Below are 25784 nucleotides of genomic sequence, written 5' to 3'. Positions count from 1 at the left end.
GGTAGTTGGGCGATTGCTGCGTCAGTGACAACCTGACATCACTGCCGATGGGCTTCGGGCGCCAAGGTATGGATCACCCTGCCCTGCGCGTCCAGGAACTCGATGGCCCCGTAGCCTTCCGGCGTTACGGTCAGGCGCAGCCTGGCGCGGTCCTGTTGATCGTTCAGCGCGATGGCGGGGGTGCCATCGGCTGCCACCGCCATCTCGATGCGTGTTGGCGTCTGCACCCCCGGAATCAGGCGATTGTCCAGCCGCGGCTCGCGAATCAGCGGCGGCGCCTGGGTGATCGAGAACCGCACGTCGCCGTCGGGCGACACACGCCAGCCAATTGCATCCATGGCCGGGTGGTCAAGCGCCAGTACGGCCATGCCGCCCTCGACGTCTGCGGTTCCGAAGCCACCGCGCTCGCTGCCCTGGTGGTCGTACAGCACCATGCCCGCCACATTGAAGGCTCGCTTGTACTGGATGCCATCGATGATGGGCGGTGGCGTCTGGCCCGAGAGCGTCATCCGGATCACCCCGTTCTCGTCGACGATATCGATCCGCCGCGCCGTGATGCGTTCTTTGTCCGGAGCATCCACGCGGGTCTGCGGCGAGGTGCTGACGATCACCTTCTGCAGCTGCTCGACCGAGGGGCGTTTGGGGCTGGTGGTTTCCGCCGCCAGGGCGGCCATGGAAAAAGAAGAAAACGCGATGGCGGTTGCAATGCAGTGTGCTCGATTCATGGATTCTCCCAGGGCCAGGAATGATTCACGCGCGGATACGGGACTACGCCGGCCATGTCAGCCACGCGCCCGGCTCGACGACCTGCACGGCCACGGCACGGTCACCGGCTGCCTTGCGAAGCCGCCCGAGCGGGTCGTCCACTTCCGCATAGTTGTCCATTCCGCTGATGCCATAGTGAATGGGCACCAGCGTGCGTGCGCCGAGTATTGCCGCCGCTGCCACCGCCTGCTCCGGCGTCAGTACGCCAGGCTGGCCACTTACGGGCTCGCGCCAGCCGAACGTGGCGCCATTGATGGGGAGGAAGGCCGCATCGAACGGTCCGAACTGGCGCCCGATACGCCACCAATGGCCGTGCCATTGGGTGTCGCCGCCATGGAAGATGCGTCGGCCGCCCGCTGTTACCACCCAGGAAACCTGCGTATCGCCGTAGCCGTCCGATGCCGGTACCGGCGTTGCAGTGAAGTCGCCCAGCAATTGGGGCTCCCACAGCGCGCTCGGCCGTGCACGTGCGGCTGCGGGTAGCGGCATGGGCTGCAGGCCGGCTGGATATGCGAGTGTTCCCCCTTTGCTGAGCGCCGCCGCAACCGCATCGGCATCGAAGTGATCGGAGTGGGTGTGGGTGACCAGCACGTGGCTTTCGCCCAGCACATCGTTCACCGGCACCAGCCGGTCCGGCAATGCCTTGCCCCACGTTGCGGGATTCACCAGCGGATCAATCAGCAGCGTGCTCTCCGGTAGCTGTAGCCGCACCCCGGCCCACGCCAATCGCTGGGCCCGCAGGCTGCGCATCTCCGCCGGTGGCGCTGCGGCACCAGCAGGGACCAGCGCAGCAGCGGCCACACCGGCGCAACGGGCAAGGAAGCGTCTGCGACTGCCCAGCGCCGGTGCGTTGACGGCATCGTGTTTCATGCGGCCTGCTCCCTTGCTGCCAGCGCAGCGTCCAGGGAGAAGATCGACTGCGCGACGATCGCCGTGAGATTGTGTCCATGCCATTCTCGTTCGAATGCCGTCGGCGTTACCCCCGACGCGATGCAATCCTCCAGTCTGATGGCTGCCATCAGCGCCGTGGTCTCCGTCGGCGCAGTTCGCAGCCGGATATCCACGACGATCTCCTGCATCCGCTGCAGGTAGTGGAGTGCATTGCCCAGCACCGCCGCATCGAAGACCCCGATATGCCCGCCGACCACCCTGCTGCGCCCGAACTGCTGGATACGGCCGATGGCGGCGCGCTGCAGCGCCGGGTCCGACCGGGAGAGATAGACGATGTTGCCGACGATGTTGTCGCCCACGCAGACCAGATCGGCGCTCGGCACATCCACGCTCATGTGGTCCATCGTCTTGCCGGGGTTGTACAGGAAGCGCAGCTGGTGGCGCCCCCAGCGCATGGCGAGATTGTCGAACACGATATCGGGATCGCGGTAGCGTGATGCCACCGGTTGGTTCTGCGAAAGAAAGGCATGCCGGTGATGGCGGTGCGCCAGGGTCAGCGCCTCCGGAAACAGCGTCATGCCACAGATGTGGTCGCTCATGAAATGGGTGGCGGCAACCAATCGCACCCTCTTGCCCATCTGCCCGTACAGCACCTCACGCAACCAGGCGGCATCCTCCTCGCTGCCCAACGCGTCCACCAGCAGCACCTGGTCTCCGTTGACGAAGGCGGTAGCGACCGATTCAACCTGGTCACCGACGAACATCAGCACATCTGGGGCAAGCTCCTGAATACGCATGGTGGGCTTTCCGGGTGGGAGGATCGGTATCATCATCAGCTCATGCGGCGCCCGGCAAACGAGTAGTTCTACGCTTCGCGTTAGAAAAATTAATGCACTACGATGACAGGGCCCCTGCGTTGGATGGTGCCCGTGAAAGCCCGCCCCACTGCCCCACTGAATGCGCTGCGCACGTTCGAAGCGGCTGCCCGCCACCTCAGCTTCAATCAGGCGGCGCGCGAGCTGTTCGTCACCCCGGCTGCGGTCAGCCATCAGGTCAAACACCTCGAGGCCTATCTGGGCGTAAGCCTGTTCCAGCGCAATCACCGCGCCGTGGCGCTCACATCAGACGGCGCGGCACTGGCAACAACGGTCGGCGATCTACTTGGGCAGCTGGACCTGGCGTTGGAGCGCGCCAGGACGCGCGCACCACACGAGCTGCGGGTGACAACCATGGAGTCGTTCGCCGCGAAATGGCTGGCCCCAAGGCTGCACCGCTTTCACCATGCGCACCCCAATGTCCGGGTGCGCATCGACACCGGCAATGAGCACGCCGACTTTCTGCGCGGAGGATTCGATGTCGGCATCCGCTACGGTGCAGGCAACTACACCGGCGTGCGCGCTGAGCTGCTGTTGAAGGCGCCGGTATTCCCTGTGTCCTCGCCCGCGCTGCTGGCCGGCACTGCTGGCCGGCTGCAGCGGTCTGATGATCTGCGCCACTGCACGTTGTTGCACGATGAAAGTGCCACGGACCGCCCCGGCGTGCCGGCGTGGTCACACTGGCTGGAGGCTGCCGGCGCCATCAACGTCAACGCAAGCGCCGGGCCGGTCTTCCCCAGCATCTATCTTGCGCAGGAAGCGGCGGTGGCCGGCCATGGCGTGGCGCTCGGCGTGGCGCCGCTGGTGGAAGACGATCTCCGCCAAGGCAGGCTGGTGAAACCCTTCAGCCTGGAGCTGGAGAACCGTTACGCATTCTGGTTGATCCGTCGGGAGATGGCTCAGGACCGCCCCGATGTGCAGGCGTTCTGCCAATGGCTGGGTGAGGAGTGCAGTGATCGGCCATGACAGGCCCATGCGTGTCATGACGGTTCATCGGCAACAGGTGAGCGGGTCGTGTGCGCATCGCCTGCACGCATCCGGTAGTGCTCCACCCACTCCATGGTTGGTGCGATACCGCCGAAGGGAAACAGATGCGGGCTGACCTGCCCATGGGCTTCGGTCAAGCCCTCTGCCAGGCGGTCCACGAACACATCCGGCCCGGCCCTTCCCAGCAGGCGGCCGATGGAGATGCCGTAGCGGGACAGCATCGAGGTGCTTGCAGCGACGCCGCACATGGTCGCATAGCGTACAAGCCGCGCGATGCTGGCCGGCCCGGGAACGCCCACCAGCACTGGAGGGGTGATGCCACGGGCGCGCAGTTCATTCAACCAGGCCAGAACGATACCGGCGTCGAATGCGAACTGGGTGATGACCAGCGGTGCCATGCCTCGCTCTTCGATACGCTGGCACTTGTTTTCAAGCACGCGCCACCTCTCGGCGCTGGTCATCACCGGATGGTCTTGCGGATGCCCGCCCACCCCCACGACCTTGATGCCGGCGCGCTCGAGAATGCCGCTCTCGATGATCGATGTGCTGTCGGCGAACGGCCCGGCAGGCGTGGCAAGATCGCCTGCGATCACGAAACAGCGCTCAATGCCGGCGTCGATGACGGCATGCTCGATGAAGTGCTCAAGCGCCGCCCGCGAGCCGATGCGGCGTGCGGAAAGGTGCGGCATCGGCTCGAACCCCAGTTCGCGCACCCTGCGTGCCGCGGCCAGTCGCGCAGCATCGTCCTCGCTCGGCAGGTAGGGAATGGAGATCGTCGTCCCCCGTGCAATGCGGGCGGCTTCGGCGCGCAGCGCAGGCATGGCCTTGGCACTGACTTCCAATGAAAAGGCGTTGACGAAGGTCTGCGCCAGTGGCTCCATGCGGCCAACGCCTGCTGACATCAGCCGGCACCACGCAGGTTGCCGGCGCTTGTGGAGCTGTTCCGTGCCAGTTCGACAAACGCCTGCAGGTAATCGATACCGGTATCGGCCTCACGCGCGCCCAGGTAGATCTGCTTGGGAATGCCTTTCGCACCCAGACGCACCGGTACCACGTCCATGCGGGCTGCATATTCCTCCACCAGCCAACGCGGCATGGCGGCCACGCCGCGACCGCTGGCCACCATCTGCATCATGATGTCGGTGGTTTCGATGGCCTTGTGGCGCCGGGGCGTGACCCCGGCAGGCAGCAGGAACTGGTTGTAGATGTCCAGCCGCTCGAACGGCACCGGATAGCTGATTAGTACTTCCTGGCTGAGCTGGCGGGGTTTGACGTGCTCGACCGACGCCAGCGCATGGCCCTTGGCCACCACCAGCACCTGCTCGTAATCGAAGACGGGGACGAACTTCAGGCCCGGCTTCAGCAACGGGTCGGGCGTGACCAGCAGGTCGATCTCATAGCCGAACAGGGCGCCGATGCCGCCGAACTGGAACTTCTGTTTGACGTCCACATCGACGTCGGGCCAGCTGGCCAGATAGGGCGAGACGATCTTCAGCAGCCACTGGTAGCAGGGGTGGCATTCCATGCCGATGCGCAGCGCGCCACGCTCGCCCTGCGCGAACTGGCCCAGCCGTTCCTCGGCCAGGTCCAGTTGCGGCAGCACCCGGTTGGCCACCGCCAACAGGTACTGGCCCGCCTGGGTCAGGCGCAGGCTGCGGCCTTCGCGCAGCCAAACGTTGGTACCCAGCTGCTGCTCCAGCTTCTTCATGCTGTGGCTCAGGGCTGATTGGGTCAGGTTCAGCACACCGGCGGCGGCGGTCAGCGAGCCTTGCTGTTCGACCTGCTGCACGATGCTGAGATGGATCCGCTCCAACATGACGATGAATCTCACTCATGGATTGGTGAAGTAATACCATTTTACGTCATGGGAAGGGCTGGCTAGCATCGACTCACGCCTTCGGATCCCTGCCAGCGCGGCTACCCAGCCGGCACGCAGGACTGCGCCCCTGCAGGTCACCCCGAAGCAGCCCCTCCCCTGCTGAAGCGAAGAGATGACCCGCCCCCTCCGTATCGTCGCCGTTTCCGGCGGGCTGCAGCGCCCCTCAAGGGCCGCGACCCTGGCCGAGCACCTGCTGGACCTGATCGGCGAAGGCGTCCCCTGCGATCAGCACCTGATTGAACTGGGTGAACTGGCGCCACAACTGGCCGGTGCGCTCCGGCGCTCGCAGTTGCCCGAAACCGTGGAGCGGCAGTTGGCCGCTGTCGAGCGGGCCGATGTGCTGGTGGTGGTTACGCCGGTCTACCGCGGTTCGTACACCGGCCTGTTCAAGCACTTCTTCGATTTCATCGACCAGGACGCGCTGGTCGATACCCCGATCCTGCTGGCCGCCACTGGCGGCAGCGAACGCCACGCGCTGGTGATCGACCACCAGCTGCGACCGCTTTTCAGCTTCTTCCAGGCGCGAACCCTGCCCTTGGGTGTCTACGCAACCGACAAGGATTTCGCAGACGGCTGCGTGCAGAACGAGGCCCTGATGCAGCGGGCGCGGCTGGCGGTGCAGCGCGCGATGCCCCTGCTTGCCCTCTCCCATCGTGCAGCACCTGCCGTTACCGAGGCCGCTGCAGTCCTCTGAATGCCGAATGCCAGCAACCTGCATTCGGATGTCACCCCCGCAACCCGGAACGCCGCCCATGACGACCGAGAACTTCACCTTCAGCATCACCCGTATTCCTTTCAACGAGGACTACCAGCCCGCTGACGGCACGCGAATCACCACCAACTTCGCCAACCTGGCCCGCGGCGAATCCCGCCAGGAAAACCTGCGCAACACGCTCGGCATGATCAACAACCGCTTCAACGATCTGGCGCACTGGGACAACCCCAGCGCGGATCGCTACGCGGTCGAGCTGGACATCATCTCGGTGGAGATGCACATCGATGGCAGCGACGGCAGCGATACGTTCCCGTTGATCGAGGTGCTGCGGCCGACCATCGTCGACACGCGTACCGGCGTGCGTACAGAAGGCATCGTCGGCAACAATTTCTCGTCCTACGTCCGCGACTACGATTTCAGCGTCGTGCTGCCCGCCAGCAACGAAGGCAAGGCTACCTTCGGCATTCCCGAAGACTTCGGCGATCTTCATGGCAAGCTGTTCAAGCACTTCCTGGCGTCCGACGCCTACCGTGCGCACTTCAACAAGCCGCCGGTGATCTGCATCAGCGTGTCCAGCAGCAAGACCTATCATCGCACCGAGAACCACCATCCCATCCTGGGCGTCGAGTATCGGCAAGGCGAGTTCTCCCCCACCGACCAGTACTTTGACAAGATGGGGCTGCAGGTGCGCTACTTCATGCCGCCAGGCAGCGTCGCGCCACTGGCGTTCTACTTCCAGGGTGACCTGCTGGGCGACTACTCGAACCTGGAACTGATCGGCACCATCAGCACGATGGAGGCCTTCCAGAAGATCTACCGCCCCGAGATCTACAACGCCAATTCCGTGGCGGGCAAGGTCTACCAGCCCAGCCTGAAGCACCAGGACTATTCGTCCACCCGCATCGTCTACGACCGCGAAGAGCGCAGCCAGCTGGCGGTCAAGCAAGGCCGATTCACCGAAGAACACTTCATCAAGCCGTACCGCGCCGTGCTTGAGCAGTGGGCCGCCCGCTGATCCACCGCTTTTCCATTCGCCCCTCAGGACACAAGACGCAATGTCGACGAAGAAACTGCTCCCCACCTCCACCGCAGGCAGCCTGCCCAAGCCCTCCTGGCTGGCCGAGCCCGAAAAGCTCTGGTCGCCCTGGAAACTGCAGGATGACGGCCTGATTGAAGGCAAGCAGGATGCCCTGCGCCTGTCCCTGCAGGAACAGCAGCACGCCGGCATCGACATCGTCAGTGACGGCGAACAGACACGGCAGCATTTCGTCACCACCTTCATCGAACACCTTAGTGGCGTCGATTTCCAGAAGCGTGAAACCGTCCGCATCCGCGACCGCTACGACGCCAGTGTGCCCACCGTGGTGAGCGCTGTCAGCCGCCCGAAGCCGGTGTTTGTGGAGGACGCGAAGTTCCTGCGCAGGCAGACTACGCAGCCGATCAAATGGGCGCTACCGGGCCCGATGACCATGATCGACACCCTGTATGACGCGCACTACAAGAGCCGCGAAAAGCTGGCCTGGGAGTTCGCCGGGATCCTCAACCAGGAAGCCAGGGAACTGGAGGCGGCCGGCGTCGACATCATCCAGTTCGACGAGCCTGCCTTCAACGTGTTCTTCGACGAAGTGAACGATTGGGGTGTCGCTGCACTGGAGCGCGCGGTCGAAGGGCTCAAGTGCGAAACCGCGGTGCATATTTGCTACGGCTACGGCATCAAGGCCAACACCGACTGGAAGCAGACGCTGGGTTCGGAATGGCGCCAGTATGAAGAATCGTTCCCGAAGCTGCAGACGTCCAGCATCGACATCATCTCGCTGGAATGCCACAACTCGCACGTGCCGATTGACCTGATCGAGCTGGTGCGCGGCAAGAAGGTGATGGTCGGTGCCATCGATGTGGCTTCCAGCACGGTCGAGACGCCGGAAGAAGTGGCCAACACGCTGCGCAAGGCCCTGCAGTTCGTGGATGCTGACAAGCTCTACCCCAGCACCAACTGCGGCATGGCGCCGCTGTCGCGTGACGTAGCACGAGGCAAGCTGCGCGCGCTCAGCGCAGGTGCACAGATCATTCGCGACGAGCTTCTGGCCCGCGGTTGAGCAGGACGGCGCGCCTGCGGGCGCCCTGCCCAGCGCGTGATCTCTAGTCAATGCAGGGGGGGGGGCCCCCTCCTTAATTGCAATTCATCTTCAACTCGGCTGCCGGCGAGCGTGCACCACTGACGTGCAACCGTACCCCCGCCTCACCTGCGCCCACGATAGGGCTCACACCCCACCCCATCATTGTCACGATCAAGGTGGGGCCCATATCCAGGCTCTCCACGGCGCACAGGTGCCGCACCGGCTGCGCGGGCTTCGGCGCAGTTTGCGAATGCACCTGATCTGCGCGCGCGCCCTGGAGTGAAATTGTTGCGGGGTGCGTCGAAGTTGCGAGGTGCAACCGGGCCACCTCGATGGCAATGGTAGTCGCCCGTTGTGCGATTGGTATGGCAGCCGCTCTTGTCGAGACCGCCGCTGTGCGCTAACGCCTCGACAGGTAACGCCAATGCGATCACGACCGCAAAAGTGAGATTCGCGTGGATGACAATGCCCCCCTGTCAGGCGTGTTTCCCGCTGACAAGGCTAGCACGCGGCCTAGCCGTCCCGTCGACTCGACGCTACAAGGCAAAAGCCGCGCGCCAGTGCGGGAGCCCACCGCTCCCACACTGGCGCCGCCTCCCCTGCTCCTGCGCCCGAAACTCAGCGCTGCTGATCCTTCAGGAACAGCCAGGTAATCAACGTGGCATCCGGGCCCTTGGGGTCGGTGAACGGCAACCCGGACTGGCTGCCGCTCCAGGCATGCCCCATCCCCTGCACCACGTAATGCTGGACGAGCGTCCTGCCGCCATAGGTGTAAGAGTCAACCGTGTAGGCACGCCCACCCGGTACCTGGCCGTGGAAGGTGCTGGTCGGCACGTACTTCACCGAGTCGTTGTCCACGCCATCGTCAGCCAGGTCGTTGGTCTGCAGGAACTGGCGCACGGCCTGCTGCCCGTTGATCGGGTTCACCGTGGCGTCGGCGGTGCCATGGAAGACCAGCACCGGGATCGGTCGCGGCGACGGCGAGCCCGAGCACTGCCAGGCCAGCCGCCCGTTGCTGTCCGGTGAGTAGATGCTGCCGGCCAACAGCGCATAGGCGCTGCCGGAGATCGTGGTCGCGCCCTTGTACATGCCGCCGGAATGGATCGCGCCCGCCGCGAACACATCCGAATAGCAGGCCAGCATGATCGAAGTCATCGCCCCGCCGGCGGAAATGCCGGTGACGTACACCCGGTGCGGATCGATGCTGTAGCCCACTTTCACCTTGTCCACGATGCCGGCCAGGATGGAGGCTTCGCCACTGTCGCGCGCCTGGTTGATCGGCAGCTGCCAGTTCCAGCAGCGTGCGGGGTTGGAGGTTACGTTCTGCCGCGGGTAGACCACGATGAAGCCTTCGGTGTCGGCCACCTCGTTGAAGCCGGAGGCCTCGCCCATCAGGTTCGGCCCGGTCACGCAGCCGTGCAGCACCAGCAACAGGGGCAGTGGCCGCGTTTCATCGTAGCCGGCCGGCACCCACACCTGGTACTCGCGGGCGCCGAACAGATTGCCGTACAGGCCAACATCCCAATGTCCGGATGGGTCTGCCGCGGAGGCGGTACCCGTGGTGGCCAGCCAGGTGCACAGCAGCAGCATCAGCGCCTTGATTGAATCGATTCCAGATTTCATGACCAGATCCTCATGCGTGAGTCGTGGATGAAGTGGTACCGGAAATCCTCGTGGACCGACCTTCCAGAGGGTGCTGCGACGCCGCTGTCAAACCCAGCCGGTGGCGTAGTAGATGCCGATCACCACGAACACCGCGAGGGTCTTGATGATGGTCACTGCGAAAATGTCCTTGTAGGCCTGGCGATGGGTCAGCCCGGTGACCATCAGCAGGGTGATGACCGCACCGTTGTGCGGCAGGCTGTCCATGCCGCCCGATGCCATCGCGGCAACGCGATGCAGCACCTCCATCGGGATGCCGGCAGCCTGCGCGTTGGCGATGAAGGTCTCCGACATTGCCGCCAGGGCGATGCTCATGCCGCCCGATGCAGAGCCGGTGACACCGGCCAGACCGGTTACGGTGACCGCTTCATGCAGCAGGGGGTCCTTGATCGCCCCCAGCGCGTTGGCCACCACCATGAAGCCGGGCAACGCGGCGATGACCGCGCCGAAGCCATATTCCGAGGCGGTGTTCATGGCGGCCAGCACTGCACCCCCGATCGCCGCCTTGGTGCCCTCGGCAAACTGGGTGACTACCGGGCGCCAGGCCAGCGCCAGCACCGACAGGATGCCAACCAGCAGCGCCCCCAGCACGGCCCAGATTGCGGTGATCTTCGCCACGCCCTGCACCACCGGCGCGGCGCTGCCCATGATCGACGGCACGAAGCTGTGCTCCGCGCCGTACCAGTGCGGTATGCCCAGGGTGAACAGCTTGTTGGACACAAACACCAGCACCAGCGGCAGCACGGCAATACCCGCGTGCGCCAGATGGGTGCCTGCGAACGGTGCCGGCTCGTTCACCAGGGTGGCCGGGTCTCCGTAGCCCTCGCCACTGCGTACCGCCGCGCGACGGCGCCACTCCAGGTAGGCCATGCCCACCGCAAGCACGAACACACTGCCCAGCGTACCCAGCACCGGAGCCGCCCAGGTATCGGTGCCGAAGAACGTGGTCGGGATGATGTTCTGGATCTGCGGCGTGCCCGGCAATGCGTCCATGGTGAAGCTGAAGCCGCCCACCCCCAGCGTGGCCGGAATCAGGCGCTTGGGGATGTTGCTCTGGCGGAACATCTCGGCCGCGAACGGATAGACCGCGAACACCACCACGAACAATGACACGCCGCCATAGGTGAGCAGGCCCGACACCAGCACGATCGACAGCATCGCCCGCTGCGGTCCGAACAAGCGAATCGCCGCACCCACGATCGAGCGGGAGAAGCCGGACAGTTCGATCAGCTTGCCGAACACCGCGCCCAGCAGGAACACCGGAAAATAGAGCTTGAGGAAGCCGACCATCTTGTCCATGAACAAGCCGGTGAACATCGGTGCCACCAGCGAGGGATCGGTGAGCAGCACTGCGCCAAGCGCGGCGATGGGCGCGAACAGGATCACGCTGTAACCGCGGTAGGCCACCAGGATGAGGAAGGCCAGCGCTGCAAGTACGATCAGTAACGACATACGGCGCTTCCGGATGGGGACGCGCCCAGTATCCGGATCTGGTGAGCGCTGCCGACTGGACCTAGGTCCACTCGCCGGTGCGCAACCGCGCCGCTAGCCTAGCGTCCATGGGTGGCAATGGGCCATTCGCCGCGTACATGCCTTGGGGGAGGACCGAATGAAACGGAATTGCTTGAGCCTGATGATCGGCACGCTGTTGGCCACCGGGCCGGTCCTGGCGCAGGACGCACCGCAGGGCGCGCCGGCAGCCGGCCGCAGCGCTTCGGCCACCAACCTGGACAGCATCACGGTGACCGCACGCAAGCGCGAGGAAACCCTGCAGGAGGTGCCGGTTGCCGTCACCGCCTTTACGTCCGAAGCCCTGGACAAGATGAACGTCCAGGACATCAGCGACCTTGATGGACAGGTCCCCAACCTGACCATCTACGCGGCGCGCGGCGCCAGCAGCACGGTCACCGCCTACATCCGCGGCATCGGCCAGTCCGACCCTACCTGGGGTGCTGACCCGGGCGTGGGCATCTACCTGGACGACGTCTACATCGCCCGTCCGCAGGGCGCGTTGCTGGACGTGTTCGATGTCTCGCGCATCGAGGTGCTGCGCGGTCCGCAGGGCACGCTGTACGGCAAGAACACCATTGGCGGTGCCATCAAGTACATCTCGCGCGGCCTGCCCACCCAGACCGAAGGCTTCGCCCAGATCACCGTGGGCAACTACAGCCAGCTGGACGCCAAGGCGGCGATCGGCGGCCCGATCGGCGGGGCCGACAGCGGCCTGCGCGCGCGCGTGGCGGTGGCCAGCATGAATCGTGACGGCTTCGGCGAGAACACCTTCACCAACCAGCCGGTCAGTGACAAGCAGATCAATGCTGCACGCTTCAACCTGGGTGCGTACGCGGGCGATGATTTCGACGTGCAGTTCGCCCTGGACTGGATCGACGACCAGTCGGGCATGCGTGGCTCGAAGATGCTGGCACCCAACCCGTTCGTGCGCGCCTACCCGCCGATGGATGACCGCTACGACATCCGCTCGGGCATGCGCAACCTCAACAGCGTGGAGACCAAGGGCGCCTCGGCCACGGTGAACTGGCGGCCCAGCGAAGACGTTGCGCTGAAATACGTGGTGGCCAAGCGCGAGTCGGACAGCGACGCGAACATCGACTTCGACAGCACGCCGGTCAAGCTGGCCGATGTGGGTGGCACTTATCATGACGACCAGGTCAGCAACGAGGTGCAGCTGAACTACGATGCCGGCGGCCGCGTGCGCGGCGTGGTGGGCCTGTACCAGTTCAGTGGCGAGGCCGGTGGACAGATCCGCAACAACTTCTTCAACCTGCAGTTCGGCGACACCCGTGGCAAGGTGCTCACCGACAGCATCGCGCTGTACGCCGACTGGACGTTCGACCTGACCAGCAAGCTGAAGCTGGACGTCGGCGCCCGCTACACCGACGAGGACAAGCGCGCGATCGTGCTCAACCGCTTCTACTCGGATGCGACGTTCACCCGTCCGATCGCGGTCGCCGCCGATTTCGACAAGAAGACCAATTTCAAGAACATCTCGCCCAAGGTATCGCTGGATTACCAGATCACCCCGGACATCATGGTCTACGGCCTGGCCACGCGTGGCTTCAAGTCCGGCGGCTACAACATCCGCGCCAATGCCGTTGCGGTGCCACGCTCGGCCGAGCCGTTCGATGACGAGACGGTCGACAGCTTCGAGATCGGCAGCAAGATGGCCTTCCTCGACCAGCGCCTGTTCCTGAACCTGTCGGCGTTCCACAACAAGTACAAGGACATCCAGCTGTCGGTGTTCACCGGCATCGATACCAACGGCGACGGTGTCGACGATGCCTTCTTCGGCGATTTCACCAATGCCGGCGCCGGCACCATCAACGGCCTGGAAATCGAGTACCAGTACCTGCCCAGCCAGCACTGGCTGATCTCCGGCAACCTGGCCTGGCTGGATGCCAAGTATGACGAGTACTTGGACCGCGGCGTCAACGTGGCCAAGCAGATGAAGTTCACCAACGCACCGGACTTCTCGGGCGCGTTGAACGTGGAGTACCGCACCGACCTGGCCAATGGCAGCAACCTGTCCGCACGGGTGAGCTACAGCTACCAGAGTGAAGTGTGGCCGACCACCGATCTGAGCCCGGTGATCCGCCAGGACGGCTACGGGCTGGTCAATGCCGGCGTGATCTGGAAGCTTGACGACGCCTGGACCTTCTCGCTGCAGGGCACCAACCTGGCCGACAAGGAGTACCGCACCACCGGTTACAACATTCCGGCGGTCGGCACGCTGATTGGTTTCTATGGGCCGCCGCGCCAATATAGCCTCAGCGTCCGTTACGATTTCTAGGAAGCTTCTGCATGACACCGTCTTACGATGATCTGTACTGGAAAAGTGACGATGGCCTGCGTCTGCATGCGCGTGACCATGCACCTGCAGGTGCGCAGCCGGCGCGCGGCACCGTGGTCTGCATCCCCGGCCTGACCCGCAATGGCGCCGACTTCGATGCCCTTGCGCAATCGTTGACCGCCGTCGGCTGGCGGGTGATCGCAGTTGACCTGCGTGGACGCGCAGGTTCGGAACGCGCATCGGACCCGTCCAGCTACAACCCGCGCACCTATGCCGACGACATGGTGGCGCTGCTGCGGTCGCAGAACATCGACAAGGCGGTATTCGTCGGCACCTCGCTGGGGGTGCTGGTCACCATCACCCTGGCCTCGCGTGCGCCCGGGCTGGTCGCCGCGGCAGTTCTGAACGATGCCGGCCCCAAGGTGCCGCGCGAAGCGCTGGCGCGGATCGGCAAGTACGCCGGCAAGCCCGTGCCACCGATGGACCTGGCACAGGCCACGACCTATGTGGAATCCATCGGCAAGGCCGCGTTCCCGCGCTTCACCGCCGACGACTGGCGGGCGATGGCCGTACGCACGTTCCGCCAGCGCAGCGATGGCCTGCTGGAACTGGACTACGACCCGGCGGTGATCCGCACCACGCGGCCGTGGCTGCTGTGGCTGCTGCGCCCGGTACTATGGCGCGCGGTGCGTGGGCTGACCGCACGCGTACCGGTGCTGGTGGTTCGTGGGGCGCTGTCGGACATCCTGCCTGCCGATGTCGCGCAGCAGATGACCGCCACGTCGCCCAATGCCCGCCTCGTTGAAGTACCGGAGGTGGGTCATGCGCCGATGCTGTCCGAGCCCGAGGCGCGTGACGCGATCCTGGCATTGCTGGAGCGCGTGCGATGAGTTCCGGCGTGTCGAGGGATGCGCTGCCTGCCGCCCTGCAGGCCCTGCACCAATGGGCGGCAAGCGAGCGGCTGAGCGGCAGCACGCGCATCGCGCAGTCGCGCATCGATGCTTTCGCCGAGGCCACCGGTGACCACAATTGGATCCACACCGATCCTGCCCGCGCACGGACCGGCCTGCCGGGCGGGCAGACCATCGCCCATGGGTTCCTTCTGCTCTCGCTTACCGTAGAGGACGACGTGGGGGCCCTGGCCGGTTTTCCCGGCATCGCCCACGTACTGAACTACGGCTTGAACAAGGTCCGCTTCCTGGCGCCGGTGCCGAGCGGTTCCGAGGTACGGGTGCGCTCGCAGCTGATGTCCTTGGAAGCGCGCAGGTCCGGGCAGTGGCTGCTGACCCAGCACAAGACCGTGGAAGTGGTTCCCGCCGGCGAGACAGCCGTGGTCGCCGAACAGTTGTCGCTGATCGTGCTCGCCGACTAGCGCCGCACCGTCCTCCCGCGCGGGGCGGGCCGGCTGCCCGCCGGCCGCGGTTCTCTCTACACTGGAGCGATGTTGACGCCTTCCATCGTCCTGTTCGCCTGCATCGCGTGGACCGTGCTGCTGTTCGGCGTCGCCCTGTGGGGGGAACGCCAGGGGCATCGGCTGTCAAAGGTATGGCCAGCCATCTACGCGCTGTCACTGGGCGTGCACTGCACGGCGTGGACCTACTACGGGGCTGCCTCGCAGGGCGTGCAATGGGGCTTCCCGATTCCGCCGACACTGATCGGCATGGCCCTCATTTTTGCCTTCGGCCTGCCGTTCCTGGTGCGGCTGGGCCGATTGGCCAAACAGCACAACAGTGCCACCATCGCCGACCTGGTGGTCGCGCGCCTGCGCGCCGACCAAGGGCTGGGCATCACCATCACCCTGGTCGCGCTGTTCGGCATCATTCCCTACATCGCGCTGCAGCTCAAAGCGGTCAGCCAGGGTCTTGCCGCCCTGCTCGGTGATCAGTTCGCACCCGTTGGCTGGCAGCTGGACGTGTCGTTCTGGTTCGCGCTGACGATGGCGGCGTTTACCACCCTGTTCGGTGCACGCAAGGCGTCGGCGACCGAGCACAACCGCGGCATCGTGGTCGCGCTGGGCCTGGAATCGCTGTTGAAGCTGACGGCACTGCTGGCCATTGGCCTGTATGCCGCGCTATCGGTGCACAAGGCCGGCACGCCGCTGCTTGAGAAGATGGCGCACCTGCCGCCGCCGGCGGTGGTGCCGGATTACCTGACCATGGTGGCGCTCGGTGCGATGGCCGCGTTCACCCTGCCCCATCAGTTCCATGTGGGCGTGGTCGAGCTGCGCCAGTCGTCGGACCTGAAGACGGCGCGCTGGCTGTTCCCGGTCTACCTGCTGTTGATCGGCCTGCCGTCGGTGCCGATGGCACTGGCCGGTGCCGCGCAGCTGCCGCCCTCGATGACGCCGGATCTGTACGTGCTGGCCCTGCCGCAGGAGCGCGGCCATCACCTGCTGGCACTGCTGGCATACCTGGGCAGCCTGAGTGCCGCCACCGGCATGATGATCCTGTCCGGGCTGACCCTGTCGATCATGCTCGGCAACCACGGTGTGGGCTCGCGCCTGCTGAGCGGCGTCAATGGCTTCAACACCGGCGCGGATCTACGACCGCGGGTGCTGGCCTTCCGGCGCGCCGGCATCCTCGCCGTGTTCCTGATGTCGTGGCTGTACAGCCGCGCGATGAGTGGCACCGAGGCACTCAGCGATTTCGGCCTGATGTCATTCACCGCACTCTCGCAACTGGCACCGGCGGTGCTGCTGGCGGTGTACCGTCCGCGCACGCCCTCCCCGGCCATCATCGCCGGCATCGTACTGGGCTCGCTGGTCTGGTTGTGGCTGGTGCTGCTGCCCATGGTGCTCCCTGCCCCGCTGGCGTCGGCCGGTCCCGACGGACTGCACTGGCTGGCGATGTTCTCGCTGCGCATGCAGCCGGGCCATATCGCCATCAGCATGGGCGCCAGCCTGGCCGTCAACCTGGTAACCGTGGTGCTGGTGTCGCGCGCGGTGCGTCCTTCTGTGCCTCGGCAGCGCGACGCGGTGGCTGCTGCATCGTTGCGCAAGACGGCTGGTCGCTTCCTCGGCCAGGAACGGGCACGCCAGCTGATGGACGGGCACGCCGGGCAGATGCTGGACGACGACCGGGTGACTGCCATCGAGCGCGAACTGACCGCCGTGGTCGGTGCAGGCATGGCGCGGCTGCTGGTGGAGGCGGCACGCGATGGTGGCGCTGCGCCGCTGGACGCTGTTACCCGCGCGGTCGGTGAAGCCACCCAGGTACTGCGCTTCAACCAGCGCCTGCTGGAGGCCGCCCTGGAAAACATGAGCCAGGGCATCAGCGTGGTCGATGCGCAGCTGCAGCTGGTGGCCTGGAACAGCCGCTACGCCGCGCTGTTCAAGTTCCCGCCGGAGCTGCTGCAGGTGGGGCAGCCGGTGTCGAACCTGACGGCGTGGGCACTGGGACAGCTGAAGATCGGCGACACCCCTGGTGACTCGCGCGACAAGGCGTTGCAGCGGCGGGTGGTGCACATGCGGCGCGGCACGCCGCACCTTTCCGAGCGGATTTTCCCGGACAACACCATCGTTGAGATCCGAGGCAACCCAATGCCCGGTGGCGGCTACGTGGCCACCTTCACCGATGTCACCGCCTTCCGGCAGGCAGAGGACGCGCTCAAGCGCAGTAACGAAACCCTGGAGCGTCGCGTACAGGACCGCACCGCCCGGCTTGAACAGGCCGTGCATGAAGCCGAGCGGGCCAACGTGGCCAAGACCCGCTTCCTGACCGCGGTCGGCCATGACCTGATCCAGCCCCTGCATGCGGCGCAGCTGTTGACCGACGCCATGTCGCAGCACATCGAATCGGAATTCCTGGACAGTTTCCTGCGCCAGATTCGCGGCGCGCTGGATTCCACCGACGATCTGCTGTCGGGCCTGCTGGATATTTCGCGACTGGAAGCCGGTGGCCTGGTGGCCGATCCGCGCCCGTTCGCATTGTCGACCGTGCTGGAGCCGCTTGCGCAGGAGTTCGCCGTGCTGGCCGCCGCACGCGGCCTGCAGTTCCGCCATGTGCGCACCCGCGCGTGGGTGCACAGCGACCCGTTGCTGCTGCGCCGCGTACTGCAGAACTTCCTGGCCAACGCCATCCGCTACACCCGCCGTGGCGGCGTGCTGCTGGGCGTTCGCCGGCACGGCCAGGCACTGTCGATCGGCGTGCATGACAGCGGCCCCGGCATCGCGCCGGAGCAACAAGCCGTGGTGTTCGAGGAATTCCACCGTGGCGACCGCAGCAATGGCCAGGGCCTCGGTCTTGGCCTGACCATCGCGCACCGCATTGCCGACCTGCTGCATGCACCGTTGGAACTGCAAAGCGAACTGGATCGCGGCTCGGCCTTTTCCATCACCGTGGCGCGGGCAGCGCCACCGGCGGCCCCACGCACTGAGCCCGCCGCTGGCAACAGCAGCATCAAGGGCATCCGCGTGCTGGTGGTCGACAACGATGCGGAGGCGCTGGAGGCAATGCGGCTGATGCTGCTTGCCTGGGGCTGCGATGTCATCGCCGCGCGTGATGTCGTTGCGCTGGGCGCGTCCGCACATGAGGCGGCACTGTGGCTGTTCGACTACCACCTTGATGAGGGCGATACCGGCGTCGCACTGTGGAAGCGCCTCGTCGCCGTGCATGGCGCGCGGCCGACGGTGATCCTCAGTGCCGATACCGGCAATGACACGCGCGAGGCGGTGCGCAGTGTGGGCCTGTCACTGCTGAACAAACCGTTCAAGCCGCTGGCGCTGCGCTGGGCGATCAACCATCTGCTGGCAACGGCCAGCACGGAAAGGACCTGACGAAGGATCAGGCGTCCTGCGCGTCTTCGATCTGCCGGGATGGGTCGGTCAACCCCATCTCGTGCAGCACGCGGATGGCCTGCGCGCGATTGCGTACGCCCAGTCGTCCCATGATGCGGGTCATGTGTGCCTTGACCGTGCGCAACTGCACGCCCAGCCGGTCGGCGATCTGCTTGTTGAGCAGCCCTTCGGCCACCAGGCTCAGCACCTTGTACTGATGCGCGGACAGGCTGGACAAGCGCGCGGCAAGATCGGCGTCCTTGCTGAAGGGCGCCACCCGCGCCACCGGCTCGCGCAGCAGCGCCGGTATCCAGCGCTCACCTTCCAGCACGGTCTGCAGTGCGGACTGCAGGTCGGTCAGGCCCGAGCTCTTGGGCAGGTACCCGGCTGCGCCCAGGTCGATGGCGCGGCGGATCACGTGCGGCTCTTCATTGGCCGAAACGATGATGATCGCCAGCCCCGGTTGCAGCGCACGTATGGTCGCCAGTCCGGCCAGGCCGTGGTTGCCCGGCATGTGCAGGTCCAGCAGCATCAGATCGATCTGCTGGTTCTCGATCGCTTCGAGCACGCCGTGCAGCGAATCGGCCTCGCTGATCTGCAGGTCAGCCACCGCTTCTTCAGCGGCGCGATGCAGCGCCGCGCGGAACAAGGGGTGGTCATCGGCGATAAGCAGGGTCGGCATGTCCAGCCGAGGTTAGCAAATCGCCTGCGCCTGGGCACGGGTACCAAGGTACGCTGGCGTGCGCCGCCCGGATGGTTAGGGTGGAGCAATGAACATCCACCGCCCCGTCATGCTGCTGTGCGCCGCGCTGCCATTGCTTCTGGGCAGCATCTCCAGCACCCACGCCGCCCCGCCCCGCCCCACTACCGCTGTTCCGGTGTTCGAGCAGTGGCGGGAAACCGTGCATCGCGGCAGCGACGAACTGCTGACCGCAGGCCTGGGCATCGACGCCCTGCGCTCGGCCACCGCGCCGGCGTTTGCCAACCCGGCCCAGCCCACGGCCGAGGAAGCACGGCGTCGTGCGATCTGGAGCAGCTGGCGCGGCATCGCCGACCTGACACCCGGCGGCGGCTTTGGCGATGTCTACGGCAGCCTGCAGGCGGTACCCGGCCGCGAATTCTCCGCCTATGCGCGCGTTCCCGGCGCCCGCCATCCCCATCGGGTACTGGTGCAGGTGCCCGACAGCTTCGACGCCGCGCGGCGCTGCCTGGTCGTCGCGGCATCTTCCGGCTCGCGTGGCATCCATGGCGCGATCGCGGTTGCCGGCAGCTGGGGCCTGGCACATGGCTGCGCGGTCGCCTATACCGACAAGGGTGCCGGCAGTGATTACTACGATCTGGACGCCAAGGCCGGCTTCCAGGCAGACGGCACGCCAGCCAGCCAAGGCGCGTTGGCCTTCATTCCTGCGGGTGCGACAGCCGCGCAGGGAATCGCCTTCAAACATGCTCATTCGGGTGACAACCCGGAAGCAGACTGGGGACGCCATCTGCTGCAGGCGCTGCAGTTCGGCCTGCAGGCGCTGGACCGGGCCTATCCGCAATCGGCCCCGTTCACTGCGGCCAATACACGCACGCTGGGCGTGGGCGTATCCAATGGCGGTGGCGCCGTGCTGCGCGCGGCGGAGATCGAAGGCGACTGGTTCGATGCAATGGTGGCCGGCGAACCCAATGTCTCGGTGGCCGGCGCACCAGCGTTGTATGACTTCGTCACCCAGGCCGCGTTGCTGATGCCCTGTGCCCTGCTGACGGAGGACGATCTGCCACAACCGCCGATGCGGGCGCAGGCCGTGCCGGGGTGGACCCAGCGATGTGCCACGCTGAAATCCGCTGGGTTGGTGCAAGGCGATGACACTGCAGCACAGGCACGGTCGGCACGGCAGCAGCTGCTCGACGCGGGTTTGAGCGCCGATGCACTTCGCGCCGGTGCATTCTCCACCGGTTTCGATCTGTGGCGCGCCATCGCAGCGACCTACTCGTCAGCCTATGGACGCTACGCCACGGGCGAACATCCCTGCGCGTACAGCTTCTCGGCCGCCGGCACCGACGGCAGACCCCACGCGGCCACGGCCGAGGTTCGTGCAACCTGGTGGAGCGAGGGCAGTGGCATCCCGCCGGGCAGCGGCGTGGTTCTGGTGGACGGCAATGCCACCGGGGCGGCAGCTGATCCGCTGCGTGGCCTGCGCTGCTTGCGCGCACTTGGCGAGAGTGACAGCGCCGATGCCCGACGGGTACGCGCCGGCATCGCCGCAGCGACTGCCAAGGCGCCGCGTCGCGGCCTGCCGATCGTGGTCATCCATGGCCTGGACGACGGGCTGGTACCGATCAGCATGACCAGTGATCGCTACGTGCCACTTGCCCGCAAAGCCGGGGCGCAGATCGCCTATTGGCGGGTGAACAAGGCACAGCACTTCGACTCGCTGCTGGCCTTCCCGGACTACCGGAAGCGCTACGTCCCGCTGCTGCCCTACCTGTTCGCGGCGATGGACCAGGTGTGGGAACACCTTGAAGATCCAGGGCGAGCGCTGCCGCAGGATGCACTCATCCAGCCGAGCCCACGCGCGGAAGCGCCGCTGCTACGCGAGCAGCTGTCCATTCCCGCGCCCCCCGGCCGCTGACGCGCCGCCCCATCAGGAAGATCACATGTCATTCGCCACCGCCGCAGACGCGCCCGCCGCCGAGCCTCATGCCTACCCCCTGCTGATCAAGCAGCTGCTGCTGACACCTCTGGCAGTGCGTCCACAGCAGGAAATCATCTACGGCGACAAGGTCCGCTTCGATTACCGCACCCTGCAGGCGCGCATCGGCCAGTTGGCCGGGCTGCTGACCTCGCTCGGGGTAAAGCGCGGCGATACGGTGGCAGTGATGGATTGGGACAGCAACCGCTACCTGGAGAGCTATTTCGCCGTGCCGATGATCGGAGCGGTGCTGATGATGGTGAACATCCGCCTGGCGCCCGAGCAGATTGCCTATACGCTCAATCACAGCGGTGCGCGGGTGATCCTTGCCAACCGCGAGTTCCTGCCAGTGCTGGACGCCATCGAAGAACAGCTGCCGGACGTGCGCACGCGCATCCTGCTGGATGATGATGAGGGCCCGCTGCCAGCGGGTTTCGTGACCGAGTATGAGGCCGGGCTGCGCGAGGCCACGCCCATCACCCGCTTCCCGGACTTCGACGAGAACACCCGCGCCACCACGTTCTATACGACCGGCACCACGGGCCTGCCCAAAGGCGTGTACTTCAGCCATCGGCAACTGGTACTGCACTCGCTTGCGGCGATGGCAGCCCTCGGCAGCGCGTCCAGCCAGGGCCGCCTGCACCGCGACGATGTCTACATGCCGATCACGCCGATGTTCCATGTCCATGCCTGGGGCATGCCGTACGTGGCCACGCTGCTGGGCATCAAGCAGGTCTACCCCGGTCGCTACCTGCCGGGCGCGTTGCTGGCGCTGATCGCCCGCGAGAAGGTGACGTTCTCGCACTGCGTGCCGACCATCCTGCATATGCTGCTGGGCCATCCCGCCGCTGCCGATACCGACCTGCGCCGCTGGAAGGTGATCATCGGCGGCGCGGCACTACCGCGGGCACTGGCGCAGCAGGCACTGGCCCGTGGCATCGACATCTTCGGCGGCTACGGCATGTCCGAAACCTGCCCGCTGCTCACCCTCGCGCAGATCGATGTCGACGCCGTGGACGGCCCGGACGAGGAGCTATCCCTGCGCACCAAGGCCGGCATTCCGGTGCCGCTGGTTGACCTGCGCATCGTCGACGAACACATGAACGATGTTGCCCACGATGGCATCGCCACCGGGGAAGTGGTGGTGCGCACGCCCTGGCTCACCCAGGGCTATCTGCACAATCCGGACGCTTCGACGGCGTTATGGGCCGGCGGTTACCTGCACACCGGGGACATCGGCAACATCGATGGCAGCGGCTACCTGCGCGTGACCGACCGCATCAAGGATGTGATCAAGACCGGTGGCGAGTGGATCTCCTCGCTCGCCCTGGAGGACATCATCGCCCTGCATCCGGCGGTCAACGAGGTCGCGGTCATCGGCATCAGCGATACGAAATGGGGCGAGCGACCGCTGCCGTTGGTGGTCCGGCAGCACGGCAGCGATGTGACCGAGGCAGAGATCATCGAACTGGTCGCAGGACGCAGCCGGTCCGGTGATATCTCCCGCTACGCGATCCCCGACCGCGTCAGCTTCGTCGATTCGCTGGAACGCACCAGCGTGGGCAAGATCAACAAGAAGAAGCTGCGCAGCCTGCATGATGTGGGCGCAGCCACCGACGCAGGTTGACGCTGCGGCCTGCGGCCAACGAAGGGTCACTTCATTCCTCTACTTGGTCGCCCTGCGCGCCCGCGCCGCTGGCGCCGTGGAGGGTCCAGCAGATCCATCAGCCTGACCTGGTTGTCGGTGCAGGAAATGCCCTCAGGACGTTGGGTGACACCCTCGATGATGCCCAGCAGGCGCGCTTCGTTCTCCTGCAGTTGCAGGATCAAGCGTCGGATCTCGGCCAGGCGCCTGCCCAGCGACTCGACCAGGCCTTGGTGATCGCACGCCTGCGTGCCCCCAGGCAGGAAATGCCGGATCTCATCAAGTGAGAAGCCGACGCGTTGCGCGTTGTCGATGATCTGCAGCACGCCCAATACGTCCGGGGAATAGATCCGGTAGCCATTGCTCCCCCTGGGCGGCGCGCTGATCAGGCCTTCGGCCTCATAGAACCGGATACGCGATGGGGCCAGGCCCGTGGCCTTGGCCAGATCCCCGATTTTCATCCTGCCACTGCCCCTTGACCTTCAAGTTGACTTTAAACATACACTGCCGCGACCGTCAGCGTGAGAGGTTGCCGACGGCGGTCTGGCGAGCACCCGCGCGGCACTGTGGCGCCGGCGCCCTGGGCTGAACTTCCACCCCGGGCGATCAGAGGCCCGGACGCCCAAGGAAAAGAGATGCAGACCATTCTGGGAGCAAACGGCCAGATCGCCCAGGAACTGGCGCGCGCGTTGAGGCGCACCTACACCGACGACCTTCGCCTGGTGAGCCGCACGCCGCGGCCGGTCAACACGGGCGACCAGCTTGTGCCGGCGGACCTGCTGGACGCAGAGCAGACGCTGAAAGCCGTTGAAGGCAGCGACATCGTCTATTTCACCGCAGGGCTGCCGCCGGATTCAGGGCTCTGGGAGCGGCAGTTTCCTTCCATGCTGAAGAACGCACTGGATGCCGCCGTCGCCACCGGCGCTGCATTTGCGTACTTCGACAATACCTACATGTATCCGCAGACGGCGGCTGCGCAGACCGAGGACACCGCGTTCGCACCGGCCGGCAGGAAGGCACGCGTGCGCGCAGAGATGGCGCGCATGGTCCTGGATGAGATGGCAGCCGGGCGCATCGCCGTCACCATCGCCCGAGCACCGGAATTCTATGGTCCGGGCAGCACGCAGAGCTTCACCAATGCCCTCGTCATCGACAGGCTGAAGGCTGGCAAGTCGCCGCGCGTGCCACTGCGCGACGATACCCTCAGAACGCTGATCTGGACGCCCGACGCCAGTCGCGCGCTCGCACTGCTGGGCAATACGCCCGACGCGCAGAACCAGACGTGGCATCTGCCCTGCAGTGAGCCGAGATTGACCTATGCCCAGTTCGCCACCCTGGCCTGCACTGTGTTCGGCAGGCCGGACACCCATGCCACCCTCGGCAGGACTGCGCTGTACATCGCCGGCCTGTTCTCGAAAGGTGCGCGCGAGATTCGGGAGCTGCTGCCGCGCTATGAGCATGACAATCGCTTCGAATCCGGAAAGTTCAAGCAGCGCTTTCCCGACTTTCCCGTGACCAGCTACGACGCAGGACTGCGGCAGATCAAGCACGAATGGGAAACCGGAAAATGAGCCAGAGGCGTATCTGATGAACCGTCGCATCCTTCATGTTGTCACCAACGTCGCGCATTACGATGACCCCAGCCACAGGACCGGGCTCTGGTTGTCGGAACTGACGCATGCCTACGACCTGTTCGCCGGGCAAGGCCATGAACAGCACCTGGTCAGCCCACGCGGCGGGCACTCACCACTTGAGCCGCGCTCGCTGAAATGGCCGGCGCTGGACCATTCGGCGAAGGCATGGCTGCGGGATCCGGCGCGCATGGCACTGCTGGACAACACGCTCGCCCCCGACAACGTCGACGCTGCCGCGTACGACGCGATCTACTTCACCGGTGGGCATGCGGTGATGTGGGATTTCCCGGACAGCGAGGGCATCCAGAAAATCACGCGGGACATCCATGAGCAGGGCGGGATCGTCTCGGCGGTCTGCCACGGCTATTGCGGCCTGCTCAATACCCGGCTGAGCGATGGGCAACTGCTGGTGCAGGGCCGGCGGGTAACAGGATTCTCCTGGGCCGAGGAAATCCTGGCGGGTGTTTCCAGGCAGATGCCGTACAACGCGCAGGCGGAAATGTCCCGGCGAGGAGCGCTGTACGAGAAGGGACTACTGCCGTTCGTGCCGAAGGTGGTTGTCGATGGCAGGCTGGTCACCGGCCAGAATCCGCAGTCGGCCAAGGCGACGGCAAAAGCGGTTGCGGCGCTGCTGCGCACGTCCGGCTAGCACCGGCCATTGCCTTTCAGCGCAGCGTCTTCCAGCACGTCCTGGCGCTGGAAGGCGCAGCTCAGCGGCTGGACGCAGCTGGCAACCGGGCCAGCAGATCCGCCCGGCATGCATCCAGGATTTCGTCCGCCAGCGGCGATTCGTCCGGGCAGGACCTCGACAGCACCAGCGCGCCGACCGCTTGAGCCATCAGCGCAATCCTGCGCGCACGCGCCGCATCGTCCGGATCGCGCTGCGCCTGCCCCTCCTGCGTGGCACGTGTTGCCAGCCTGGCCTCGATGCCGGCCGCAAAGGCAGCCTTGACCGCGTCCGTCTGCCGCGCCGCGTCCGTGCACAGCGCCGCCAGCGTGCAACCCTGGCCGGGCCCGTCGCGGTGCGCGCGGGACAGGTACTCGCTCACGAATGCCTGCACATCCAGATCAGCCACCGCTGCAGCCGAGCTGGTCAGGCCGCAGGCGGCTGCTTCGGCCATCAGGTCGGCCTTCGAGCCGAAATGCTTGTAGAAGCCGCCATGGGTGAAGCCAGCGGCGGCCATCAGGTCGGCCACGCCAACGCCGTCGTAGCCGCGCTCGCGGAACAGCGTGGAGGCGGTTTCGACGATGTGTGCCCGGTTGGCCTGAGCCTGTGCCTTGGTGACCTTCATGAGCCTTCGCCCTTGGGAGTCCTGTCGCGTGTGGAGGGCACTTTAACACACATAGATTATATTCA

23 protein-coding genes are annotated in these 25784 nt (G+C 65.6%); 12 read left to right on the top strand and 11 right to left on the bottom strand.

The annotated features are described in order from the left end of the window. Window positions 1–38: 38 nt before the first annotated feature. The 3 genes from M2299_RS01275 to M2299_RS01265 all read right to left on the bottom strand — a co-directional run bounded on the left by M2299_RS01275 (window position 39) and on the right by M2299_RS01265 (window position 2453). On the bottom strand, window positions 39–674 hold the full coding sequence (locus tag M2299_RS01275) for a hypothetical protein (RefSeq protein ID WP_238379072.1): 636 nt from the start codon (window positions 672–674) through the stop codon (window positions 39–41). Between the two features lie 94 nt (window positions 675–768). Continuing rightward, window positions 769–1635 (bottom strand): MBL fold metallo-hydrolase, encoded by an 867-nt coding sequence (locus M2299_RS01270; RefSeq protein ID WP_100436313.1) that lies wholly within the window; start codon window positions 1633–1635, stop codon window positions 769–771. Further along, window positions 1632–2453, bottom strand: a complete 822-nt coding sequence (locus M2299_RS01265) for an MBL fold metallo-hydrolase (RefSeq protein WP_157804383.1) — start codon at window positions 2451–2453, stop codon at window positions 1632–1634. Before M2299_RS01265 ends, M2299_RS01270 begins: the two co-directional genes overlap by 4 nt. Window positions 2454–2585: 132 nt before the next feature. On the opposite strand from M2299_RS01265, the gene gcvA reads away from it, so the two are divergent. Continuing rightward, window positions 2586–3497 carry a transcriptional regulator GcvA gene (gene gcvA, locus M2299_RS01260; protein ID WP_157804385.1) on the top strand — a complete coding sequence of 304 codons (912 nt, stop codon included), beginning with the start codon at window positions 2586–2588 and terminating at the stop codon, window positions 3495–3497. A gap of 14 nt (window positions 3498–3511) precedes the next feature. Here gcvA and M2299_RS01255 read toward each other — a convergent pair whose 3' ends face one another. Beyond that, on the bottom strand, window positions 3512–4420 hold the full coding sequence (locus M2299_RS01255; RefSeq protein ID WP_100436315.1) for a methylenetetrahydrofolate reductase: 909 nt from the start codon (window positions 4418–4420) through the stop codon (window positions 3512–3514). Next, window positions 4420–5334, bottom strand: coding sequence for a LysR family transcriptional regulator (locus M2299_RS01250; protein ID WP_025874528.1), 915 nt, complete (start codon window positions 5332–5334; stop codon window positions 4420–4422). The genes M2299_RS01255 and M2299_RS01250 overlap by 1 nt, the downstream gene beginning before the upstream one ends. Window positions 5335–5509: 175 nt before the next feature. Here M2299_RS01250 and msuE point away from each other — a divergent pair, with 175 nt between their 5' ends. From msuE to M2299_RS01235, 3 genes are read left to right on the top strand one after another with little or no spacing between them, the layout of a single operon-like run. After that, complete coding sequence (gene msuE / locus M2299_RS01245) at window positions 5510–6091, top strand: FMN reductase (protein WP_025874527.1); 582 nt, start codon at window positions 5510–5512, stop codon at window positions 6089–6091. A gap of 58 nt (window positions 6092–6149) precedes the next feature. After that, the gene (locus M2299_RS01240; protein WP_280883698.1) at window positions 6150–7127 is read left to right on the top strand and encodes a DUF1852 domain-containing protein; all 978 of its coding nucleotides are present in this window, start codon (window positions 6150–6152) and stop codon (window positions 7125–7127) included. 40 nt (window positions 7128–7167) lie between these two features. After that, the gene (locus M2299_RS01235) at window positions 7168–8208 is read left to right on the top strand and encodes a methionine synthase (RefSeq protein WP_100436316.1); all 1041 of its coding nucleotides are present in this window, start codon (window positions 7168–7170) and stop codon (window positions 8206–8208) included. Between the two features lie 143 nt (window positions 8209–8351). Here the strand turns inward: M2299_RS01235 and M2299_RS01230 are convergent, their stop codons facing one another. The 3 genes from M2299_RS01230 to M2299_RS01220 all read right to left on the bottom strand — a co-directional run bounded on the left by M2299_RS01230 (window position 8352) and on the right by M2299_RS01220 (window position 11343). Then, window positions 8352–8663, bottom strand: coding sequence for an excalibur calcium-binding domain-containing protein (locus M2299_RS01230; protein ID WP_280883697.1), 312 nt, complete (start codon window positions 8661–8663; stop codon window positions 8352–8354). A 184-nt stretch (window positions 8664–8847) separates the two neighbouring features. Further along, complete coding sequence (locus M2299_RS01225; RefSeq protein WP_280883696.1) at window positions 8848–9852, bottom strand: PHB depolymerase family esterase; 1005 nt, start codon at window positions 9850–9852, stop codon at window positions 8848–8850. Between the two features lie 87 nt (window positions 9853–9939). Next, entirely contained in the window at window positions 9940–11343 is a 1404-nt protein-coding gene (locus M2299_RS01220; RefSeq protein WP_280883695.1) for a GntP family permease, read from the bottom strand. Window positions 11344–11524: 181 nt separating this feature from the next. Between M2299_RS01220 and M2299_RS01215 the strand changes: the two genes are divergently transcribed. The 4 genes from M2299_RS01215 (at window position 11525) to M2299_RS01200 (ending at window position 18473) form a co-directional block, all read left to right on the top strand. After that, entirely contained in the window at window positions 11525–13699 is a 2175-nt protein-coding gene (locus M2299_RS01215) for a TonB-dependent receptor (RefSeq protein WP_280883761.1), read from the top strand. 11 nt (window positions 13700–13710) lie between these two features. Then, complete coding sequence (locus M2299_RS01210) at window positions 13711–14589, top strand: alpha/beta hydrolase (protein WP_280883694.1); 879 nt, start codon at window positions 13711–13713, stop codon at window positions 14587–14589. Beyond that, a complete protein-coding gene (locus M2299_RS01205) occupies window positions 14586–15071 on the top strand; it encodes a MaoC family dehydratase (RefSeq protein ID WP_280883693.1) in 486 nt (161 codons plus the stop codon). Before M2299_RS01210 ends, M2299_RS01205 begins: the two co-directional genes overlap by 4 nt. A 69-nt stretch (window positions 15072–15140) precedes the next feature. Further along, entirely contained in the window at window positions 15141–18473 is a 3333-nt protein-coding gene (locus tag M2299_RS01200) for a PAS-domain containing protein (protein WP_280883692.1), read from the top strand. Between the two features lie 7 nt (window positions 18474–18480). Here M2299_RS01200 and M2299_RS01195 read toward each other — a convergent pair whose 3' ends face one another. Then, window positions 18481–19155 carry a response regulator transcription factor gene (locus M2299_RS01195; RefSeq protein WP_099842518.1) on the bottom strand — a complete coding sequence of 225 codons (675 nt, stop codon included), beginning with the start codon at window positions 19153–19155 and terminating at the stop codon, window positions 18481–18483. A gap of 88 nt (window positions 19156–19243) precedes the next feature. Here M2299_RS01195 and M2299_RS01190 point away from each other — a divergent pair, with 88 nt between their 5' ends. Together M2299_RS01190 and M2299_RS01185 are read left to right on the top strand one after the other, a co-directional pair. Then, window positions 19244–21088, top strand: a complete 1845-nt coding sequence (locus tag M2299_RS01190; RefSeq protein WP_280883691.1) for a 3-hydroxybutyrate oligomer hydrolase family protein — start codon at window positions 19244–19246, stop codon at window positions 21086–21088. Window positions 21089–21113: 25 nt separating this feature from the next. Next, window positions 21114–22775, top strand: a complete 1662-nt coding sequence (locus tag M2299_RS01185; protein ID WP_280883690.1) for a fatty acid--CoA ligase — start codon at window positions 21114–21116, stop codon at window positions 22773–22775. A 26-nt stretch (window positions 22776–22801) separates the two neighbouring features. Here the strand turns inward: M2299_RS01185 and M2299_RS01180 are convergent, their stop codons facing one another. Then, the gene (locus M2299_RS01180; protein WP_099784156.1) at window positions 22802–23254 is read right to left on the bottom strand and encodes a MerR family transcriptional regulator; all 453 of its coding nucleotides are present in this window, start codon (window positions 23252–23254) and stop codon (window positions 22802–22804) included. A gap of 174 nt (window positions 23255–23428) precedes the next feature. On the opposite strand from M2299_RS01180, the gene M2299_RS01175 reads away from it, so the two are divergent. Together M2299_RS01175 and M2299_RS01170 are read left to right on the top strand one after the other, a co-directional pair. Beyond that, entirely contained in the window at window positions 23429–24364 is a 936-nt protein-coding gene (locus M2299_RS01175; protein ID WP_025874514.1) for an NAD-dependent epimerase/dehydratase family protein, read from the top strand. Between the two features lie 16 nt (window positions 24365–24380). Then, on the top strand, window positions 24381–25076 hold the full coding sequence (locus tag M2299_RS01170) for a type 1 glutamine amidotransferase domain-containing protein (protein ID WP_223485588.1): 696 nt from the start codon (window positions 24381–24383) through the stop codon (window positions 25074–25076). A gap of 61 nt (window positions 25077–25137) precedes the next feature. Here M2299_RS01170 and M2299_RS01165 read toward each other — a convergent pair whose 3' ends face one another. Further along, window positions 25138–25719 (bottom strand): TetR family transcriptional regulator, encoded by a 582-nt coding sequence (locus M2299_RS01165; RefSeq protein WP_025874512.1) that lies wholly within the window; start codon window positions 25717–25719, stop codon window positions 25138–25140. Window positions 25720–25784 lie beyond the last annotated feature (65 nt).

Origin of the sequence: Stenotrophomonas sp. 1278 (assembly GCF_029892765.1) — a bacterium.
In the GTDB taxonomy this organism is placed as follows: Bacteria; Pseudomonadota; Gammaproteobacteria; order Xanthomonadales; family Xanthomonadaceae; genus Stenotrophomonas; species Stenotrophomonas indicatrix.
Note: the sequence above shows the minus strand (reverse complement) of the source record. Positions and strands in the feature narration are given on the sequence as shown.